General features: G+C 71.5%; 14 protein-coding genes. 9 read left to right on the top strand and 5 right to left on the bottom strand.

The window, feature by feature from the left end:
* Positions 1–383: 383 nt before the first annotated feature.
* Both ACFW5B_RS00005 and metG read left to right on the top strand, forming a co-directional pair.
* Positions 384–1,859, top strand: coding sequence for an MFS transporter (locus ACFW5B_RS00005; RefSeq protein ID WP_386430821.1), 1,476 nt, complete (start codon positions 384–386; stop codon positions 1,857–1,859).
* Positions 1,860–2,084: 225 nt separating this feature from the next.
* Complete coding sequence (metG, locus tag ACFW5B_RS00010) at positions 2,085–3,800, top strand: methionine--tRNA ligase (protein WP_386430823.1); 1,716 nt, start codon at positions 2,085–2,087, stop codon at positions 3,798–3,800.
* A gap of 141 nt (positions 3,801–3,941) precedes the next feature.
* Here metG and ACFW5B_RS00015 read toward each other — a convergent pair whose 3' ends face one another.
* Both ACFW5B_RS00015 and aspS read right to left on the bottom strand, forming a co-directional pair.
* Complete coding sequence (locus ACFW5B_RS00015) at positions 3,942–5,651, bottom strand: hypothetical protein (protein WP_386430825.1); 1,710 nt, start codon at positions 5,649–5,651, stop codon at positions 3,942–3,944.
* A 211-nt stretch (positions 5,652–5,862) separates the two neighbouring features.
* Complete coding sequence (gene aspS / locus ACFW5B_RS00020; protein ID WP_386430827.1) at positions 5,863–7,626, bottom strand: aspartate--tRNA ligase; 1,764 nt, start codon at positions 7,624–7,626, stop codon at positions 5,863–5,865.
* 278 nt (positions 7,627–7,904) lie between these two features.
* On the opposite strand from aspS, the gene ACFW5B_RS00025 reads away from it, so the two are divergent.
* Positions 7,905–10,067 carry a SpoIIE family protein phosphatase gene (locus ACFW5B_RS00025; RefSeq protein ID WP_386430829.1) on the top strand — a complete coding sequence of 721 codons (2,163 nt, stop codon included), beginning with the start codon at positions 7,905–7,907 and terminating at the stop codon, positions 10,065–10,067.
* Here ACFW5B_RS00025 and ACFW5B_RS00030 read toward each other — a convergent pair.
* The 3 genes from ACFW5B_RS00030 to ACFW5B_RS00040 all read right to left on the bottom strand — a co-directional run bounded on the left by ACFW5B_RS00030 (position 10,007) and on the right by ACFW5B_RS00040 (position 12,868).
* Positions 10,007–11,143 carry an AI-2E family transporter gene (locus tag ACFW5B_RS00030; protein WP_386430831.1) on the bottom strand — a complete coding sequence of 379 codons (1,137 nt, stop codon included), beginning with the start codon at positions 11,141–11,143 and terminating at the stop codon, positions 10,007–10,009. The genes ACFW5B_RS00025 and ACFW5B_RS00030 overlap by 61 nt on opposite strands.
* A 98-nt stretch (positions 11,144–11,241) precedes the next feature.
* Positions 11,242–12,198, bottom strand: coding sequence for a pirin family protein (locus ACFW5B_RS00035; protein WP_386430833.1), 957 nt, complete (start codon positions 12,196–12,198; stop codon positions 11,242–11,244).
* Positions 12,199–12,397: 199 nt separating this feature from the next.
* On the bottom strand, positions 12,398–12,868 hold the full coding sequence (locus tag ACFW5B_RS00040) for an SseB family protein (RefSeq protein ID WP_386430835.1): 471 nt from the start codon (positions 12,866–12,868) through the stop codon (positions 12,398–12,400).
* Positions 12,869–13,031: 163 nt separating this feature from the next.
* Here ACFW5B_RS00040 and ACFW5B_RS00045 point away from each other — a divergent pair, with 163 nt between their 5' ends.
* The 6 genes from ACFW5B_RS00045 (at position 13,032) to ACFW5B_RS00070 (ending at position 21,447) form a co-directional block, all read left to right on the top strand.
* Entirely contained in the window at positions 13,032–14,873 is a 1,842-nt protein-coding gene (locus ACFW5B_RS00045; protein ID WP_386430837.1) for an acyl-CoA dehydrogenase, read from the top strand.
* Positions 14,874–15,177: 304 nt separating this feature from the next.
* Positions 15,178–16,473, top strand: coding sequence for a M18 family aminopeptidase (locus tag ACFW5B_RS00050; RefSeq protein ID WP_386430839.1), 1,296 nt, complete (start codon positions 15,178–15,180; stop codon positions 16,471–16,473).
* A gap of 1 nt (position 16,474) precedes the next feature.
* Positions 16,475–18,466, top strand: a complete 1,992-nt coding sequence (locus tag ACFW5B_RS00055; protein WP_386430841.1) for a BTAD domain-containing putative transcriptional regulator — start codon at positions 16,475–16,477, stop codon at positions 18,464–18,466.
* Between the two features lie 165 nt (positions 18,467–18,631).
* Positions 18,632–19,444: a DUF4232 domain-containing protein gene (locus ACFW5B_RS00060; protein WP_386430843.1), complete on the top strand. Its 813-nt coding sequence runs from the start codon at positions 18,632–18,634 to the stop codon at positions 19,442–19,444.
* Between the two features lie 695 nt (positions 19,445–20,139).
* Entirely contained in the window at positions 20,140–20,439 is a 300-nt protein-coding gene (locus tag ACFW5B_RS00065) for a helix-turn-helix domain-containing protein (protein WP_386430845.1), read from the top strand.
* A gap of 351 nt (positions 20,440–20,790) precedes the next feature.
* The gene (locus ACFW5B_RS00070; RefSeq protein WP_386430847.1) at positions 20,791–21,447 is read left to right on the top strand and encodes a DUF4232 domain-containing protein; all 657 of its coding nucleotides are present in this window, start codon (positions 20,791–20,793) and stop codon (positions 21,445–21,447) included.
* The last annotated feature ends 52 nt before the right edge of the window (positions 21,448–21,499 follow it).

Raw genomic sequence — 21,499 nt, forward strand, 5'->3', positions numbered from 1 at the left:
CATCAATTCTTACCGTGGGGGGTTTTGGTGGTTTTTTTTTTTTATAACCACCCCCCCCCCCCCCCCCCGCGGGGGGGGGGCGGGGCCGCCGGGGCCCCCCCCCGCCCCCGCCGTCGTGTGCGCACCCCCGCACCCGGTGCCCCTGCCCACCACGAGAGGCGAGGCCCCACCCGGCTACCTACGCTGAATGGGTGAAGCGCTCCGTTTGATCCGGTTGCTCTGTGCTTGGGCGGCGGGGTGGCCGGGGTGGCCGTACCAGCCGAGCGAGGCGGGTCGTGATGAGTGACGCGAGCCAAGAGGGCGTTCCCGCTCCCCCTCCCGGGCGCAGCACCCCCCGTTGGGCCACGCCGGCGAAGCCCGATCCACGGCGCTGGTGGGGCCTGGTGGTGATTGCGATCGCGCAGCTGATGGTGGTGCTGGACGCGACCATCGTGAACATCGCCCTGCCGTCGGCGCAGCGGGATCTGGGGATGTCGGACGCCAACCGGCAGTGGGTGATCACCGCGTACACCCTGGCGTTCGGCGGGCTGCTGCTGCTCGGCGGGCGGATCGCCGACCTGGTGGGACGGAAGAAGACCTTCATGATCGGGCTGGTCGGCTTCGCGGTCGCCTCGGGGCTGGGCGGCGCGGCCACCGGGTCCGGGCTCCTCTTCGGAGCGCGGGCGCTGCAGGGCGCCTTCGGGGCGCTGCTGGCGCCGTCCGCGCTGTCGCTGCTCACCACGACGTTCACCATCGGGAAGGAGCGAAGCAAGGCCTTCGGGATCTACGGGGCCATCGCGGGCGGCGGCGCGGCCATCGGACTGATCGCCGGCGGGCTGCTGACCGAGTACCTGAACTGGCGCTGGTGCCTCTATGTGAATGTGCCGATCGCGGCGATCGCCTTCCTGGGGGCAGCGGTCTTTCTGCACGACAGACCGGAGCGCGGCCGCGTGCAGCTGGACATCCGGGGTGCGCTGCTGGGCTGCGGCGGCCTGGTGGCGATCGTGTACGGGTGCAGTGAGGCGGAGCCGCGGGGGTGGGGTGACGGGCTGGTCATCGGGCTGCTCGCGGGCGGGGTGGCGCTGCTGTGCGCCTTCGCGTGGTGGCAGACGCGGGCACCGCACCCCCTGCTGCCGCTGCACATCGTGCGGGACCGGAATCGCGGCGGCGCCTTCCTGACCATGGCGCTCGCGGTGATCGCGATGTTCGGGATGTTCCTGTTCATGACCTACTACCTGCAGACCGTGCTCGGTTATTCACCGGTCCGGACCGGGATGGCCTTCCTGCCGATGGTGGCGGCGATCGTGGTCGGCTCCACCCAGATCTCGGCGCAGCTGCTGCACCGGATCCCGCCGCGGTTCCTGATGGTCCCGGGCGCGCTGCTGGCCGCCGCGGGGCTCTTCACCCTGAGGTATCTGACCGCCGAGCCCGCCTATGTGTCGCATGTGCTCCCGGCCATGCTGCTGGTCGGGCTGGGCATGGGCCTGATCTTCATGCCGGTGATGGCGACGGCCACGTCCGGCGTCGCCCCACACGACTCCGGCGTCACGTCCGCCACGGTCAACACGGCGCAGCAGGTGGGCGGTTCGATCGGTACGGCGCTGCTGAACACCATCGCCACCTCGGCGAGCGCGGTGTTCATCACGGATCACCTGACGGACGCGGCGCGCAGGGGCGGGCCCGCCGGGCTCACCGCGGCGGTGCGGGACCAGATCGTGAAACAGGGCGTGGTGCACGGGTTCAACGTCGCCATCGGGGTGGCGTCGGCGACCATGCTGCTCGCCGCGCTCGTGGCTGGGCTCATGGTCAACGGCCGGCCACCACGGCGCGGCCGGACCCCGGCGGCGGACGGTGCGGAGTCTGCGGACGCGGCGGTGTGAGCACGCCCAACGGGCCGAGTGGGGGCCGGGCGGCAGCGGGATGAGCGGGCCACGGGCGGTGCGGAGCAGGCGGCGGACGGGGCGTGAGCGGGCGGCGGACGGGGTGAGCAGGGGCTCGGTCCGCCGCCGAAATACCCGCGCGGCCACCCCCTACCCGTCCAGTACGATATTGACGTTCCGTAAATCAAATCCTCACTCACCGTAGCGACTTGGGAGCAGCCGGCAATGGCTCGACACCTCATCACCAGCGCCCTTCCGTATATCAACGGGATCAAGCACCTGGGCAACATGGTGGGGTCCATGCTCCCGGCCGATGTCTATGCGCGGTACCTGCGCCAGCGCGGGCACGACGTGCTCTACATCTGCGCGACGGACGAGCACGGCACCCCCGCCGAGCTGGCGGCGAAGGACGCGGGCCAGTCGGTCGACGCGTTCTGCGCGGAGCAGCACGACAAGCAGAAGGCGATCTACGAGGGCTTCGGCCTCGACTTCGACTACTTCGGGCGGAGCTCGTCGCGGGAGAACGTCGAGCTGACCCAGCACTTCGCGCGCAAGCTGCACGAGAACGGCTTCATCGAGGAGCGGGCGATCCGCCAGGTCTTCTCGATCGCCGACGACCGCTTCCTGCCGGACCGCTACATCGTCGGCACCTGCCCGCACTGCGGCTACGACAAGGCGCGCGGCGACCAGTGCGAGAACTGCACCCGGGTGCTCGACCCGACCGACCTGATCGACGCCCGCTCGGCGATCAGCGGCAGCGGTGAGCTGGAGGTGCGGGAGACCAAGCACCTCTTCCTGCTCCAGTCGAAGCTCCAGCACGAGGTCGAGGGCTGGCTGGAGGGCAACGGCAGCAAGGAGTGGCCGACGCTGGCCTCGTCCATCGCGCACAAGTGGCTGACCGAGGGCCTCCAGGACCGGGCGATCACCCGTGACCTGGACTGGGGCGTTCCGGTGCCGGCCGATGTGTGGCCGGAGCTGGCGGCCGAGGGCAAGGTCTTCTACGTCTGGTTCGACGCGCCGATCGAGTACATCGGCTCGACGAAGGAGTGGGCGGACGCCGACCCGCAGAACCGCGACTGGAAGTCGTGGTGGTACGAGGCCGATGACGTCCGGTACACCGAGTTCATGGCCAAGGACAATGTGCCGTTCCACTCCGTGATGTTCCCGGCGACACAGCTGGGGACCCGCGAGCCGTGGAAGAAGGTCGACTTCCTCAAGGCCTTCAACTGGCTCAACTACTACGGCGGGAAGTTCTCCACCTCCCAGCGGCGCGGCATCTTCACGGACGCGGCGCTGGAGCTGCTGCCGGCCGACTACTGGCGCTACTTCCTGATCGCCAACGCCCCGGAGTCGGACGACACCTCCTTCACCTGGGAGCTGTTCTCGTCCTCGGTCAACAAGGACCTGGCGGACACCCTCGGCAACTTCGTCAACCGGGTGCTGTCGTTCTCCCGGAAGCGGTTCGGCGACGAGGTGCCCGCGGGCGCCGAGGCCGGTGCCGCGGAGCAGAAGCTGGGCGAGGAGATCTCCGGGCTGCTGGCCGAGTACGAGGGCCACATGGAGGCCCTCCAGTTCCGCAAGGCTGCGGCGTCGCTGCGCGCCCTGTGGAGCGCGGGCAACTCCTACCTGGAGGAGAAGGCCCCGTGGCTGGAGATCAAGACCGACAAGGACGCGGCGGCCCTGACACTGCGTACGGCGATGAACCTGATCCACCTGTACGCGATCGTCTCCGAGCCGTTCATCCCGGCCTCGGCCAAGGCGATGCGCGGTGCCTTCGCGCTGGAGAACGACACCGCGGTGTGGGTCTCGCAGGAGGAGGCGAAGGCGCTGGCCGCGGTGCCGGCCGGGACGCCCTTCACGGTGCCGCCGGTGCTCTTCGCGAAGATCACCGAGGACGACCTGGAGTCCTACCGCGAGCGCTTCGGCGGCGCGGAGCAGTGATCCCCCGCTGACCGCGGAGGTCTCCGCGGCGGGGACACGGCGAGAGCGGATGCGCCCGTCCGGCCTTCGGGCCGGGCGGGCGCCCGCATGTCCGGACCCGTACGGCCCGTCACGGCACGGCCGGCCGCGGCGGGCGCCGGGTCAGGGCCGGGTCGGCGGGGACACATAGGCGCGCAGTGGCTTCAGTCCCGGCGTCGGCGGCAGCGGGACCGCGCGCCAGCCCCGGGCGTAGGACGGCGGCTTGCGTCCGGTGATCAGGACGGCGGCGGGCCGGGACGCGGCCAGCCGGGCCAGGCGCGCGGGGGTGATCCCGCGGTCGTGACCCTGCGGCTGACGGGACGCACAGCCCGCCCGGTACGCCACCCGTACCGCCTCCTCGCCGCTCACCACACAGGGTGCCCGCAGCCCGGCTTGGCGCAGCGTCTCGGTGATCCGGTCGATGCCGGCCTGGGCGCGTGCGGTGCTGCCCGCCATCTTGTGCAGGATGACCAGCTGGACGGCCTCATGGCTCACCAGCGCGAGGACGAGGGCGGCCACCGCCCAGGCGTGCCGGCGGCGCGGCAGCCGGGTCAGCCAGTACAGGAACCACGCGGCGGGCATCAGCAGCAGCGCGTACGCGGGCAGCAGGAAGCGTGGCGCGGCGTAATTCACCGTCAGCAGATAGGGGGCGGCGAGACAGAGGCCGGTCAGTGCCGGGACGACGAGCGGAGCCGGCCCGTTGCGGTGCAGCGGGCCGACCGGGTCGCGCAGCCGCACCGCGGGCCACACCGGACCGTGCCGGTGCGGCTCGTCGGACGGCTCGCGGCTGCCCGGCCGGACGGGCGCCAGCCCCAGCGGCTGCGGGCCGCCGCCGCGCTCCGCGGACGCCCACACCGGTCCGTACCGGTGCAGCGCGCCACCGGGCTCACGGGCCCGCAGCGCCACCCACACCGCCCCGATGACGGCCAGCGGCAGCAGGAACCACCACACGGCTGTCACCGGATGGTCCCAGGCCAGGTGGCAGGGGCGGCACAGCGTCTTGCCCTGGAGGGACCGGGCATGGTCGTCGAAGGACAGATGCCAGCCGAGGCCGCCCTGAATCCGCGCGGCCTCCCGCAGCCGGGCCACCGGCCCGCCGTACGACAGATAGGCCTCCGCGACCCACTCGGCGCAGCCCAGGGCCAGCCCGACGGGCACCGCCAGCAGCACGGCGGGGCGCCGCCAGGGCGGTACGCACAGCGCCGCGGCGAAGAGCGGTACGGCCAGCCAGACCGCGTCGGTGGGGCGCATCAGCGCGGCCACGGCCACCGCGACGGCGAGCCCGGCGGCCGCGCCCCGGCCGGCGCGGGGGGCCAGTTGCCGGGACGGCTGCCGTACGGCGCGCAGAAAGCAGCCGGTGGCGGCGAGCGCGGCGTAGGCGACCCACAGGTTGGGCATCGCCTGCGGGCCGTAGAAGAGCGTGATCCACAGACCGGCGAACAGCGCGCCGCCCAGGGCCGGTACGGGGGCGGGCAGCAGCCGCCGCCAGACGCACAGGCTGAGCAGGAGCCCGGCGCCGGAGAGCACCGCGAGGTAGCAGTGCAGCACGGTGGCCGAGGTCGTCAGCGCGGCGGCCGGGGCGAGCAGGAAGCTGACACCGCGGGCGCGCGGGGCGCTGAAGAACGCGGCCGGCGTATGGCGGTCGACCTGGCTCACGTACACCGTCTCGTCCCATCCCAGACCGGGGGTGGTCAGGGCGGAGTGGACGAGGAGGGCGGTGAAGACGGCGGCCACGGCGGTGAGCCACCAGAGGTCATGGGCCGCAACGGTGCGCGTCGCGCGGGTCCGTGGCCCCGGGCCGGGCGGAGCGGAGCGGAGGCTGGCTTGCTGCATGGGCACCACAGTGCGGGCGCTGCCGGGGCACGGCCACATGAGTGGGGCGGTCGGGGCACCCGGCCCGCCGCACGGCGTCCGTTCCCGCCGGGGAGCGGCCCGACCGCCCCGGCCCGTCCGACAGCACAGAGGCCCCGAACGGGCCGGGGCGGCGTTTCACGTGAAACGCCGCCCCTCAGCCGGTCCGAGGCCTTCGCCCGTCCGTGGCCGCTTACTTCACCTGCGGCTTGCGGATCGAGAGGTGCAGCTCCTTGAGGCGTGCCTCATCGACCTCGCTCGGGGCGCCCATCAGCAGGTCCTGGGCGTTGCCGTTGAGCGGGAAGGCGATGGTCTCGCGGATGTTGGGCTCGTCGGCCAGCAGCATGACGATGCGGTCGACGCCGGGGGCGATGCCACCGTGCGGCGGGGCACCGAACTTGAAGGCGCGCAGCATGCCGCCGAACTCCGCCTCGACCGTCTCCTTGTCGTAGCCGGCGATCGCGAAGGCCTTGTACATGACCTCGGGCTCGTGGTTACGGATCGCGCCGGAGGACAGCTCGGTGCCGTTGCAGACGATGTCGTACTGCCAGGCCAGGATGTCCAGCGGGTCCTTGGTCTCCAGCGCCTCCAGGCCGCCCTGCGGCATGGAGAACGGGTTGTGCGAGAACTCGATCTTGCCGGTGTCCTCGTCCTTCTCGAACATCGGGAAGTCGACGATCCAGCAGAAGCGGAACTCGTCCTCGACGAAGTGGCCGGCGCGCTTGGCGACCTCGACGCGGACCGCGCCCATGATCTTGGAGACCTCGTCGAACTCACCGGCGCCGAAGAAGACGGCGTGGCCTGGCTTGAGGTCCAGGGCGGCGACCAGCGCCTTGATGTCGTCCTCGGTGAGGAACTTGGCGATCGGGCCGGTCAGGGCGTTCTCGTCGCCGACGCGGACCCAGGCCAGGCCCTTGGCGCCCTGCTGGACGGCGAAGTCGCCCAGCTGGTCGAAGAACTTGCGCGGCTGGTCGGCGGTGTCCGGCACGGCCAGGGCGCGGACGTGCTTGTCGGCGAAGGCCTTGAAGCCGGAGCCCGCGAAGACGTCGGAGACATCCACCAGCTCCAGCTCGGCGCGCAGGTCCGGCTTGTCGGAGCCGTACTTGAGCATCGCCTCGCGGAACGGGATGCGCGGGAACGGGGAGGTGACCGTGCGGCCGTTGCCGAACTCGGTGAACAGCTCGGTCATCAGCTTCTCGACGGGCTGGAAGACGTCTTCCTGCTCGACGAAGCTCATCTCGATGTCGAGCTGGTAGAACTCGCCCGGCGAGCGGTCCGCACGGGCGTCCTCGTCACGGAAGCAGGGCGCGATCTGGAAGTAGCGGTCGAACCCGGCGATCATCAGCAGCTGCTTGAACTGCTGCGGGGCCTGCGGCAGCGCATAGAACCTGCCGGCGTGCAGCCGCGAGGGGACCAGGAAGTCGCGGGCGCCCTCGGGCGAGGTCGCGGACAGGATCGGGGTCGCCATCTCGTTGAAGCCGAGGGCCACCATCTTGTGGCGGATGGCGGAGATGACCGCGGTGCGCAGCATGATGTTGCGGTGCATCCGCTCGCGGCGCAGGTCGAGGAAGCGGTACTCGAGGCGCTTCTCCTCGTTGACGCCGTCGTCCGCGTTGATCGTGAAGGGGATCTGCTCGGCGGTGCCGAGCACCTCGACCTCGGAGACCTCGATCTCGATCTCACCGGTCGGCAGGTCGGGGTTCACGTTGTCGGCACCGCGGGCGCTGACCTTGCCGTCGATGCGGACGACGGTCTCCTTGGTCAGCGAGCCGAGGGCCTCGTTGGCCGGGGTGCCGGGGCGGGCGACGAGCTGGACCAGACCGTAGTGGTCGCGCAGATCGATGAAGAGGATGCCGCCCAGGTCACGTCGATTGTGCAGCCAGCCGCTGAGACGGACGTCGGTGTCGACGTCCGTGGCTCGGAGCTCGCCGCAGTTATGGGACCGGTACCGATGCATCGCTCATCCAAGTCGTCGCGAGTGTCGAGGTGAGGAGTTGTCGGGAGAGGGAGAGGAAAAGGAGTACGGGCTCGTCCGCCCGGTCGCTCTCCCCGTGGATCACCCGAAAGGCCACCCCAGGATTGACATAACCGCTCCAGGTTACCGTCCCGGCCCGCGCGCCTTCGTTGACATATACGCATCAGCACCCCGGGGGCCGGACCGCGGCCTCCCGAGTGGGACGACGGTCACGTCCCACTCGCTGGTCGGGCCACACCAAACGCCCCTAAAGTGAGGCAATGCGCACCGAGGATCTCCTGGCCGCCATCGCGACCGGCCTGTGGCGCTGGGACAACGCATCGGGACGGGTGACCCTCGACGCCGAAGCGGCCCGGCTGCTCGGGCTGCCCGCCGAACCGGTGGAGCTGACCCAGGCAGCGGTCCGCTCCCGTTTCCATCCCGTCGACTTCGCCGAGGTCAACGGGATCGTGCAGCTCGCGGTCGCCGAGGAGACGCTCGCCGAGGCCCGGCTGCGCATCGTGGACGAGCACGGGCGGATCCAGCGCATCGTCCGCTCCCGCTCCCGCCCCCGGATCGTCGACGGCGACTTCGAGCTGGTCGGCACCCTCCAGGAGGTGCCCGAACCCCAGCCGGGGACCGCCGCCGCGCACACCCCGATCACCGGCGACTGGCGCCGCTCCCGTGAGGCGTTCCTGCTGGACGCGGGCCGGGCGCTGGCCGAGGCGCGGTCCACCGCCGAGGTGCTGCGGGTCGCGGCCGGGCTGTCCATGCCGGGGTTCGTGCCCGACGAACTGGCGGTCTTCGGCATCGAGGGCGACCGGCTGTCGGCCATCGGCCACCACGGCCACCAATCCGACGACGAGCGGCCGTTCGCCGACATCACGCGGGCGGCCGACCATCCGGCCGCCGAGGTCGTCCGCACCGGCCGGGCGCTCTACCTGCCCACGCCGCACGAGTACCGCCGCCGCTACCCCGCCACCTGGCCGCTCGCCGCCCGCTTCCGCCGCACGTCCTGGGCGTTCCTGCCGCTGGTGAACGCGGGCCGGACGATCGGCGCCTGGATGGCGGCGTTCGCCCAGCCGGTGGCGTTCACCCCCGATGAGCGCTCGGTGCTGACCACCGTCGCCCGGATGCTGGCCCAGGCGCTGGCCAGGGCCGGTGTGCAGGAGGAGCAGCAGGAGCTGGCGCTGGGACTCCAGCGCAGCATGATGCCGACGGTGCAGCCGGACATCCCGGGGATGACGGTGGCGGCCCGCTATGTCCCGACCGGCGGCGGGCTGGAGGTCGGCGGCGACTGGTACGACATGATCCCGCTGCCGTCCGGCCGGATCGCGCTGGTCATCGGGGATGTCCAGGGGCACGACGTACGGGCCGCGGGCCTGATGGGGCAGCTGCGGATCGCGCTGCGGGCCTATGCGTCCGAGGGCCATCACCCCGATGCGGTGCTCTCCCGGGCCTCCCGCTTCCTGGCCGGGATCAACGAGACCGAGCTGCGCGGCGACGGCGAGGACCAGCGCTTCGCGACCTGCCTCTACATCGAGGTGGACCCGGCGACGGGGCTGCTGGACATCGCACGGGCCGGCCACCCCGATCCGGCGATCCGGATGAGCGACGGCACGATGCTGGTCCGGCCCACCGCGGGCGGGCTGCCGCTGGGCATCGTCCCGGACACCGACTACCCCACCACCCGGCTCGTCCTGGAGCCCGGCGAGACCATGATGGTGTGCACCGACGGGCTGATCGAGACCGGCGGCCACGACCTGGAGACCGGCTGGGCGCGGCTGCGCGGTGTCCTGGAGGCGGAAGCGCCCGGCGCGGACGGCGAGTACGGGGAGAGTCTGGAGCGGCTGGCCGACGCGCTGGTGCAGGCCGTGCACGGGCCGCCCTCGCACCACACCACCGGGCCGCTGGTGGACCGCCGCGAAGACGACATCGCGCTCCTGCTGCTGCGCCGCGAGGGCGCCGCCTGCGGGATCGGCACCGGTGGCCCGCTGCCCCCGCAGCCCGTCCGGCGCACCGTGCTCTCCGTCGCGCAGACCGAGCCGGAGCGGATAGCGGAGGCGCGTCGGCAGATCCGGGACGTGCTGCACGACTGGGCCGACCCGGACCAGGTGGACTCGGCGGTGCTGATGGTCTCCGAGATGGTCACCAACGTCCTGCTGCACACCGACGGGGATGCGCTGCTGGTCGCCGAGATCAGCGGGGAGCGGGGCGCCCGGCGCATCCGGGTCGACGTGTCCGACAGCAGCGATGCGCTGCCGCACCGCCGCTGCCCCGGCGAACTGGCGTCGTCGGGGCGCGGTCTGATGCTGCTGGAGCTGCTGGCCGGGGCGTGGGGCGTGGATCCGCGCGGGGACGGGAAGTCGACCTGGTTCGAGCTCTACGAGGAGGCGGGGGAGGCGGCGGGTCCGCTGTCGTCGGAGTCCGAGCCCGCGGCGTAGTGCCCCCGCAGCTCGTGGAGCACCCCGGTCGCGGCGGCGGTCAGCGGTACGGACAGCAGCATGCCGAGGATGCCGGCGACGCTGGCGCCCGCGGTGATCGCCAGCATCACGGTCGCCGGATGCATCTGGACCGTACGGCTCTGGATCATCGGCTGGAGCACATGCCCCTCCAGCACCTGCACGGCCAGCACGACGCCGAGCGCCCACAGCGCGATCACGAAGCCGCGGTCGGCCAGCGCCACCAGGATCGCCACCGCGCCGGAGATGAAGGCGCCGAGGTAGGGGATGTAGGCGCCGACGAAGACCAGCGCGCCCAGCCCGACGGCGCCCGGCACCTTGAGGATCAGCAGTCCGACGGTGATGCAGGTGGCGTCGATCAGCGCGATGAAGGTGGTGCCGCGCATGAAGCCCTCGATGCTCTGGAAGCCGCGGCGGGCCATCCGCTCCAGCTGCGGTGCCGAGCTGCCGGGCGCCCACTCCCGCAGGGCGCGGACGGCCTTGTCGGAGTCCCGCAGGAAGAAGAAGGTCAGCAGCAGGGCCAGGACCGAGGCGGCGAGGAACTGGCCGACGACGCTGACGCCCGCCAGCAGCCCGGAGGCCGCGGTGCCCCCGAACTTGGCGACCAGGTCCTTGGACTTGGCGGCGAGATCGTCGAGCGACGTACCGGCCGCCCCGAAGTGCCGGGAAAGGTCCTTGGCGGCGCTCCTGAGCGACGCGATGATCTGGTCCCCGGTGTCGACCAGCGCGCTGACCACGATGTATCCGGCGCCGCCGACCACCACCACGAGGACCGCACAGGTCAGTCCGGCCGCCAGTGAACGGTTGAGCTTCATCGCCACCAGCCGCCGGTAGAGCGGCCCGAGCAGCCCGCTGCCGAGCAGCGCCAGCAGCACCGGCGTCACGGCCGCACTCAGTTCGACGCACAGCCACACCCCGACCGCCAGCACGGCCGCGATCAGCAGCGCCACCAGGCACCAGGCCCCGGCGCGGCGGGCCGCGACCGGCAGCAACGGGCCGGGCTCCTGCGGCCGTTCACTGTCACCGCCGGGCCGGTTTTCCTCCGAGTCGTTTCGCACCCGGACAGTCCACCACGGCAGAAGGCCGGGGAACGGGCCACGGAACGGGACGGGGGCGGCGTTTCACGTGAAACGCCGCCCCCGCCGCCGACAGGACGTCAGCGCTCGCCGGCGGGGATCGTCCCGAGCCGGCCGGCCTGGAAGTCCTCGAAGGCCTGGGCCAGTTCGGCGTGGGTGTTCATCACGAACGGGCCGTAATGCATCATCGGCTCGCGGATCGGCAGCCCGCCCAGCAGCACCACCTCGAAGTTCGGGCTGCGCGACTCCTGGGACTCGTCCGCCCGGATCGTGACCGAGTCTCCCCCGCTGCCGAACACGACCGCCTGCCCCATACGGAACGGGCGGCCCTCCGCACCGGCCGCACCGCGTCCGGCCAGGGCGTAGCCAAGGGCGTTGAAGTCCTTGCGCCAGGGCAGGGTCACCTCGGCGCCCGGGTTCACCGTCACATGCATCATCGTGATCGGCGTGTGCGTGATGCCCGGTCCCTGGTGGCCGTCGAGGTCACCGGCGATCAGCCGCAGCAGCGCGCCCCCGTCGCCGGAGGTCAGCAGCTTGACCTGGCCGCCGCCGATGTCCTGATAGCGGGGGGCCATCATCTTGTCGCTCTTCGGCAGGTTCACCCACAGCTGGAGGCCGTGGAAGAGACCGCCGGACAGCACGAGCGACTCCGGCGGCGCCTCGATGTGCAGCAGCCCCGAACCGGCCGTCATCCACTGGGTGTCCCCGTCGTTGATGACGCCACCGCCACCGTGCGAGTCCCGGTGCACGAAGGTGCCGTCGATCAGATACGTCACGGTCTCGAAGCCGCGGTGCGGGTGCCAGGGCGTGCCCTTGGGCTCTCCTGGCGCGTACTCCACCTCGCCCATCTGGTCCATCATGATGAACGGGTCGAGGTACTTGTAGTCGATCCCGGCGAACGCCCGGCGCACCGGAAAGCCCTCCCCCTCGAATCCGCTCGGAGCGGTGGCAACGGCCAGCACAGGACGGGCGTGCGCCCCCACGGGCGCCGCCACACGCGGCAGGGTCAGCGGATTCTCTACGGTCACTGCGGGCATGACAGCCTCCTCGGTCGCCACTAACTTAGTTGAATGATGAACAACCCGCAAGGGTCGCGGCATTCCCCACGCCGTTTCCCCAGGTCAAAGGTGCCCCGGAGCACCCCTGGAGCCCGGACAGCCGCCCCGAGACGCACAGCGGGCCGGCCCCCGGGGGACCGGCCCTCGATTCGGCCGCCACAGCGGCCCTCGCCACACCTCAGCCGTACATCCGCCGCATCGCGAAGTCGACCATCTGCTCCACGGCCTTCGCGTCGAAGACCATCCGGTGGTCGCCCTCCATGTCGAGGACGAAGCCGTAGCCGGTCGGCAGCAGGTCGAGCACCTCGGCGCCGGTGATCACGAAGTACTTGGACTCCTTGCCCGCGTACTGCCGCAGCTCCTTGAGGGAGGTGAACATCGGGATCACCGGCTGCTGGGTGTTGTGCAGCGCCAGGAAGCCGGGGTTGTCACCGCGCGGACAGTAGACCTTGGACGTGGAGAAGATGCCCTGGAAGTCCTCGGCGGACATCGAGCCGGTGGTGAAGGCGCGCACCGCGTCGGCGAGGGAGGGCGGGGACGGCTCGGGATAGAGCGGCTGCTCGCCGTAACCCCCGGGGGCCGGTTGCTGCGGCGGGGGCGGCGCTCCGTATTGCTGCCCGGCACCCGCGTTCTGGTCGTAGCCGTACATGCGCCACAGCGTACTGAGTCGGCGATATGCCGGGGGACGCTCGTCACAGATGGGCGGTAGGGGTTGATTCTTATTACCGGTGGGTAGCATCATCGTAGGCACTTGCTACTTGCTGGTATTGCGTTTGAGGTCCTCCCTCCCGAACCCTTACGGAGCCGTATCCATGGGGCACTACAAGTCGAATCTCCGCGACATCGAGTTCAACCTCTTCGAGGTGCTCGGCCGGGACAGCGTGTACGGCACCGGACCGTTCGCGGAGATGGATGTCGACACCGCCAAGAGCGTGCTGTCCGAGATCGCCCGGATGTCTGAGAACGACCTGGCGGAGTCCTTCGCCGACGCGGACCGGAACCCCCCGGTCTTCGACCCGGACACCAACACCGCGCCGATCCCCGACAGCTTCAAGAAGAGCTACCAGGCCTACATGGACGCCGAGTGGTGGCGGCTGGGCATCCCGGAGGAGATCGGCGGCACCACCGCGCCGCGCTCCCTGCTCTGGGGCTTCGCCGAGACCATCCTGGGCGCCAACCCGGCCGTGTGGATGTACGCCTCCGGCCCCGCCTTCGCCGGCGTCCTCTTCGACGAGGGCACCGAGGAGCAGCACCGCATAGCCCAGCTGATGGTGGACAAGCAGTGGGGCTCCACGATGGTGCTCACCGAGCCGGACGCCGGTTCGGACGTCGGCGCCGGACGCACCAAGGCCGTGCAGCAGGCGGACGGCTCCTGGCACATCGAGGGCGTCAAGCGCTTCATCACCTCCGGTGAGCACGACATGTCCGAGAACATCGTGCACTTCGTCCTCGCCCGCCCCGAGGGTGCCGGTCCGGGCACCAAGGGCCTGTCGCTGTTCATCGTGCCGAAGTACGACTTCGACTGGGAGACCGGCGAGCTGGGCGAGCGCAATGGCGCCTACGCCACCAACGTCGAGCACAAGATGGGCCTCAAGGCCTCCAACACCTGCGAGATGACGTTCGGCGCCAACCACCCGGCCAAGGGCTGGCTGCTCGGCGAGAAGCACGACGGCATCCGCCAGATGTTCAAGATCATCGAGTTCGCCCGGATGATGGTCGGCACGAAGGCCATCGCCACCCTCTCCACCGGCTACCTCAACGCGCTGGAGTACGCCAAGGAGCGCGTGCAGGGTCCGGATCTGGCGGCCTTCACCGACAAGACCGCGCCGCGCGTCACCATCACCCACCACCCCGACGTGCGCCGCTCCCTGATGACGCAGAAGGCGTACGCCGAGGGCATGCGCGCCCTGGTGCTGTACACCGCCACGGTCCAGGACGACATCATCGTCAAGGAGGCCGCGGGCGAGGACGCGAGCGCCGCGATCCGCCTCAACGACCTGCTGCTGCCGATCGTCAAGGGCTACGGCTCGGAGAAGTCCTACGAGCAGCTGGCGCAGTCGCTGCAGACCTTCGGCGGCTCCGGCTACCTGCAGGAATACCCGATCGAGCAGTACATCCGGGACGCCAAGATCGACACCCTCTACGAGGGCACCACCGCGATCCAGGGCCAGGACTTCTTCTTCCGGAAGATCGTCCGCGACCAGGGCCAGGCGCTCACCACCCTCTCCGAGGAGATCAAGAAGTTCCTCGCCGACAACACCGGCGGTGAGGAGCTGGAGCAGGCCCGCGGCGAGCTGGCCAAGGCCGCCGCCGACCTGGAGGCGATCGTCGGCGCCATGCTGACCGACCTCGCCGCGACCGAGAAGGACGTCAAGTCCATCTACAAGGTCGGCCTGAACACCACCCGTGTGCTGATGGCCTCCGGCGACGTCGTCATCGGCTACCTCCTGCTGAAGGGTGCGGCCGTGGCCGCCGAGAAGCTGGCCGGCGCCTCGGCGAAGGCTGTGCCTGCCAAGGACGTGCCCTTCTACACCGGCAAGATCGCCGCGGCGAAGTTCTTCGCGCACAACGTCCTGCCGGGCGTCTCCGTCGAGCGCGGTCTGGCCGAGTCCGTCGACCAGTCGCTGATGGAGCTGGACGAGGCCGCGTTCTGAGGGGGCATGCCGTAGCCCGGCTGCGGCGTTCTCTTAAAGGTCTCTCGGATTGACCGTTCAGACTGACGGCGCCCGCCTCTCTTCCCCCGGAGAGGCGGGCGCCGTCATGTCCGGGGAGGTACCACGGATGGCGGCACACCACAGCGGGCGGGCGCCCCGTATGCCGTTAGCGCGGCCGGATGACCCGGAATCAACCGCTCCGCAACGTTTCCCGGTCCGGGGGACGGAAATCGTGGCCGGAAGGGTGTGCAGTCGCGACGCACACGCACCGGGAATGCGGGGTCCGGCTCCTTATGCTGATTCCATGACCAACTCCGCCCGCTTCGATCGCGGCCACACCGACGACCTGATGTCCTATCTCGCCGCGAGCCCGTCGCCCTACCACGCGGTGGCAAATGCGGCGGAGCGGCTGGACAAGGCCGGTTTCCGGCAGGTCGCCGAGGTCGACGCCTGGGACGGCGAGAGCGGCGGGAAGTACGTCCTGCGCGGCGGCGCGATAGTCGCCTGGTACGTGCCCGAGGGAGCGGACGCGGCCACTCCGTACCGAATTGTGGGGGCTCACACCGACTCTCCCAATCTGCGGGTCAAACCGATTCCGGACACCGGCGCGCGCGGCTGGCGGCAGATCGCCGTCGAGATCTACGGCGGCACCCTGCTCAACACCTGGCTCGACCGCGATCTGGGCCTGAGCGGGCGGGTGACGCTGGCGGACGGCAGCCATCGGCTCGTCCATGTCGACCGGGCGCTGCTGCGGGTGCCGCAGCTGGCCGTGCACCTCGACCGCTCGGTGAACGCCGAGGGCCTCAAGCTGGACAAGCAGCGCCACATGACGCCGATCTGGGGCCTGGGCGAGGTGGCCGAGGGCGATCTGATCGCGTTCGTCGCCGAGGAGACCGGCGTACCGGCCGACGACATCAAGGGCTGGGATCTGATGGTCCACAGCATCGAACCACCCGCCTATCTGGGCCGCGACCGCGAACTGGTCGCCGGTCCGCGGATGGACAACCTGCTCTCCGTGCACGCCGGCACCGCAGCGCTCATCGCCACTGCGGCCGCCGGGAGCGCCCTGACCAGCATTCCGGTGCTGGCCGCCTTCGACCACGAGGAGAACGGCAGCCAGTCCGACACCGGCGCGGACGGCCCGTTGCTCGGCACGGTCCTGGAGCGCTCGGTCTTCGCCCGCGGCGGCTCGTACGAGGACCGGGCGCGCGCCTTCGCCGGCACCCTCTGCCTGTCGTCCGACACCGGGCACGCCGTTCACCCCAACTACGGTGAGCGGCACGACCCGGGCCACCACCCGATGCCCAACGGGGGACCGATCCTGAAGGTCAACGTCAACCAGCGCTACGCCACGGACGGCAGCGGCCGGGCCGTCTTCGCGGCGGCCTGCGAGCGGGCCGGGGTGCCCTGGCAGAGTTTCGTGTCCAACAACTCGATGCCGTGCGGGACCACCATCGGGCCGATCACCGCGGCCCGGCACGGCATCTCGACGGTCGACATCGGTGTCGCCATCCTGTCCATGCACTCGGCACGTGAGCTGTGCGGCGCCGAGGACCCGTACCTGCTGGCGAACGCCCTGACGGCCTTCCTGGAGGGCTGAGTTGGAGTTCTCACTGCTCGGCCCGATCGCCGTGACGACCGGCTCCGCGGAGCTGTCGCTCGGGCCCGCCAAACGGCGCAGTGTCCTGGCGCTGCTTTTGCTGCAGCCCAACACCACCGTCCCACTGGAGCAGTTGATCGACTCCCTGTGGGAGGACGAACCGCCCGAGCACGCCCGCACGGTCGTCCAGGGCCATGTGTCGCGACTGCGCGCCACGCTCGCCGAGGGCGGTGCGGAGGCGTACGGCATCGAGCTGGCCACGCACGGCTCCGCCTACCTCCTGCGGCTGCCGGAGGAGCTGATCGACGCTCACCGTTTCGGTGAGCTGGTGGCGCTGGCACGCCCCGAGGCGGCGCCGGCCGATGCCGTGCCGCTCCTGCGCGAGGCACTCGGCCTGTGGCGCGGGCCCGCGCTGACCGGCACGGTCACCAGCCCGCCGTTCGCGGCCGCCGCCCACGCACTGGAGGAGCGGCGGCTGACGGCCGTGGAGGCGCTGGGGCGGGCGCACGGCGCGCTCGGCGAGCACGAACAGGCCGCGGCCGTCCTCTACTCGGCGGCCGTCAACCACCCGTTGCGGGAGGGCCTGATCGCCGGCCTGATGCGGGCGCTGTTCCGTACGGGGCGGCAGTCCGACGCGCTGGAGTGGTTCCACCGCACCCGCCGGCTGCTCAACGAGGAGCTGGGGGTCGACCCCGGCGAGCGGCTGCGCGGTGCCTACGAGGAGATCCTGCGCGCGGAAGCGGCGGGCGGGGCACCGGCGAATCCGACGGGTGCGGCGGGCGCCGCTTCCGGTGGCGCCTCCGGGGCCGGCCGTCCTGCGGCGGGCGCCGGCCCACGGCCCTCCGAGCAACAGGTGCCCGGACCGGACGGCTCCGGTGCGGAGCGCGCGGCCGACGGGGCCCAGGCCGGCGCGGCCGACGGCGCCCGTGCCGACTCGGGCCGGGCCGGTGCGGCACCGCGGCTGCTGCCCCGGCCCCCGGCCCGCTTCCTGGGGCGGGAGGACCAGCTCGGCGCGCTGACGGCGGTGGTGACGGACCGTGCGACCGGGGAAAGCCCGCTCGCGGTGGTCGCGGGACCGGCCGGCGTCGGCAAGACCGCCTGTGCCGTGCAGTGGGCGCATCTGCACGCCGGAGCCTTCCCCGACGGCCAGCTCTTCGCGGATCTGCGGGGCTTCGGCGAGGGCGACGAGGCCGCGCCGGCCGAGATCCTGCGCGACTTCCTGCTGGCGCTCGGCACCCCGCCGGATCGGGTGCCCGGTTCGGCGGAGGCCGCATCCGCGCTGTTCCGGTCGCTGGTCGCGGAGCGCCGCCTGCTGGTCGTCCTCGACAACGCCCGCAGCTCGGCGCAGGTGCGTCCGCTGCTGCCCGGCGGCCCGCACTGCGCCACGGTCGTCACCAGCCGCAGCCGCCTCGACGGGCTGGTCGCCACCGACTGCGCCCGGCCGGTCGGGCTCCAGGCGCTCGGCCACGAGGAAGGCGCGGCGCTGCTCGGTGCCATGCTCGGCCCGGAGCGGGTCGCCGAGGATCCGGCGGCCGCACGCGAACTGGTCGATCTGTGCGACGGTCTGCCGCTGGCGCTGCGGGCCGCGGCCGCCCAGCTGACGGCCCGGCCGCGCTGGCGGCTGGCCCGGCTGGCCGCGGCGCTGCGGGACGAACGGCGCCGGCTGGCACTGCTGTCCGCCGAGGACACCGGGATCGCGGCGGCCCTGCGGATGTCCGTCGCCCGGCTGTCGGCCGACGACGCGCAGTTGCTCAGCGCGCTCGCGACCAGTGCGGACGGACACCTCAACGCGTCGCTGGCGGCGGCCCTCGCCGGGTACGACCCGGAGCGCACCCAGGACGGTCTGGACCGGCTCGCGGAGATGCATCTGGTGGACGAGGAGGCCACCGATGTCTACACGATCAGCACGCTGACGCAGCTGTTCGCACGGGACGAGCGCGGGGAGAGCGGCGAAGCGGGCAAGCGCGGTACGGGGGACGGCAAGGGGGAGTGACGGGCTTCCGAGCCCGTTACCGTCCCCGTGCGGGGAGCGTTAGGCGCACGTTAGTGGCACGGCAGCGGCGGACGGCAATGTGGTGGTCGCACCGCAGGACAGACCACAGCCAGACCGCAGGACCTGCCGCCGACGCGGTACGGCCACCGACCGGGGGAGACCGGAATGCCGCGCAGCCACAGCCACTCCGAGACCGTCATCGCGACCGGAACCGCTCGGCCGTCCCGTACGGTCCGCCGCCGCACGCTGCGGATCGCCGCGGCGGGCCTGACCGCCGTCGCCGCGCTCACCCTCACGGCCTGCGGCGGCCAGGACAACCCGCTGCAGACCGGCGCCGCCAAGCCGTACAACCCGGCGCCCCCGGCGCAGGCCGGCCAGGGCCAGGAGGCGAAGGGTGACGGCGGGCCCCAGGGCGGTGTCCGGACCGACGGCGGTCGCGCGGAGCAGGCCTCGGCCCAGCACGGCGGGTCCGGCGAGGGCACGGCCGCGAGCGGCACCGGCGCGGGCATGCGGAACGCGGGCAGGAGCAGCGGCACCACCGACGGTGCCCGGCACACCACCTGCGACGCCGCGAAGGTCCGGATCGTCGCCAAGTCGCTGAAGCGGCCGGTCAACCATCTGCTGCTGGAAGCCACCAACACCTCCGACGCCACCTGCGACCTCTTCTACGCCCCCTACCTGGGCTTCGACGAGGCCCAGAGCCCCCTCGCCGAACTTCCGGAGAGCAAGCCGCAGGCCGTGGTCACCCTCGCCCCCGGCGAGTCCGGCTACGCCGGTGTGAAGACCTCGTCCGCCGACGGTTCCGGCACGAACGGCCGCACCATGACCTCGCTGTCCGTCAGTCTCCCCGGCCGGGACGGCAAGGGCAGCGTCGGCGGCTCGAAGGCGGTGGCGCTCCCGGGCGGCTCCGTGTACGTCGACGACAGCGCATGGGTGACGTACTGGCAGTCGGACGCGGGCACCGCGACCTCGTGGTGAACCCCGGCCGGTGACGCACCCCTCCGTGCTCCTAGCCGTGGTCCGGTGCACCGGTGCCCGGCAGGCCGTCAGCTGACTGACACAGGCGGAAGAAACCGGCAGCAAAGCCCCATGAACCAGGGCGCTCGCATCCCCCAGCGGGCGCCCTTTCCGCTGTCCGCCGTCCCGTCATGTCTCACACCGCGTCCCGCCATGTCCCGTGCTCACGGCGCCTTCGCAGGTCACAGTCGTGTGCCCGGCCGGGACATCCCAGGGGACGAGGAACCTCCGGGCCGCCCCGGTGCCCCGCTCCACGATGGTCTGCGTCGCCGTGAGCAGACCGTCCGGCGGCGCACCGACCGGCCAACCGGCCTTCAACGGAGGGGAATCGGCATGTACGAGCACGGCAGCACGCACCCGGTGGACACCACACCCCGCACGGACCGGACCGCCCCCATGGCGGGGCGACTGCGGCCGGCGTTCCGCAGGAGGAGGTGGCGGACGGTCCTGCCCGCGGTGGCCGCGGCCGGTATCGCCGTCGCCGGGTTCGCGGGACCCGCCCACGGCAGCGAGGCGGACCGCGCGACCTCCGACGGGCGCCCCGCGACCGTCACCGGGCTCGCTCACGACAGCTCCGCCCGCACCGCAGCCACCGGCTCCCTACGGCAGGCCGCCGCTGCCGACTTCCCCACGCCGCTCCTGTCCGCCGCAAGCCCTTGGCCCCGCTGCCCGACGAACTCTCCGGCCCGGTACGGGACTTCGTCTCCGGCTTACGCCGCATGCACGGCGAATTCGGCCACAGCCTGAAGGAGTTGGAGAACCGGCTGCCGGCCAGCCGCTCGTCCCTGTCCCGCTATCTGCGGGGGCAGAGCCTGCCCGACGAACGGCTGCTGGTGCAGTGGTGCAAGCTCTCGTTCACCGGTGAGGACCGGCTGCCCGGCCTCGTCGAATGTCTGGCACGGCGAGGTACTGCGCGCGGTGTGCCGGATCGCCAACGGGATCACGGTCACCGATGAGGTGGGCGGGCACAGCAGCATGTGGTTCCGCGTTGAACACGACGGCGACCGGGTGTGGGTGCCGGCCATCCGTATTCGCCCGGAACAGGTGGAGAACACCTCTCTGCCCGGCTGCCCGGACTGACTTCTCCTCCCCCGCCCCGGACCGGATCGTCATCCCCACGGGTTGCCCCTCACCCCTGTCCCGGAGCGGCCCCGACCCCGCACGCCCCCCTACAACCTGCGATGACGCCATATCGGCAGGGCCCGCGAGGCACCCGCCCTGGCGCATCGACCGGCAATGGATATCGTGTCCGTGCCATGACAGACACACCACACTGATCCCGCAGCACTTCACGGGGGGAACCACCCATGACCGCACGCCGCTCCCGCCACCGCTCCGCCGCGTATGCCGCGCTGGCCCTCGGAGTGGCCGGTTCGCTCGCGCTGACCGGCTGCAACAGCCACTCCTCGAAGAAGTCGAAGACGTCGAAGAAGTCGTCGTACTCGTCGTCCAAGAGCAAGAAGCGCAAGATCATCGGTGGTGGTGCGGCCGCGGCGGGCGCGGGAGCGGCATCGCAGCGGGTGCCCGACTGCTACCCCAGCACGTACAAGGTCACGTTCTCCCAGCAGACCGGCCCGAAGAGCCATGTGGCGGTGAAGTTCAAGAACTCCACCAGCCGCGACTGCAAGCTCTACAACGCACCGCTGCTGCGCTTCAATAACGCCAAGAAGCCGCTGCCCCTGCTGCAGGGCACGCCCGGCCACCTCGACGGCACCCGCATCACCGTGCCCGCGCACGGCTACGCCTACGCGGTCATCCCCACCGACACCGCGGCCACCAAGGGCACCGAACAGAAGTCGGTGGCCATCGACTTCATGGGTGTCTCGGCGAGCTCCGTGACGCACGGTCCGGTCACCGTCGATTTCGCGGAGAAGCGGCTGCACATCTCCGTCGGCAAGAGCAAGGTCACCAACTGGAGCTCGAGCATCCACGGGGCGCAGCTGGCGGGCGGCGTCGGCAAGTAGCCGACGCCGGCCGGTACGCCGGCCGGCCTCGGCCCGGGTCCCGTCCGACGGG

Source organism: Streptomyces sp. NPDC058773 (assembly GCF_042746015.1).
Lineage (GTDB): Bacteria > Actinomycetota > Actinomycetes > Streptomycetales > Streptomycetaceae > Streptomyces.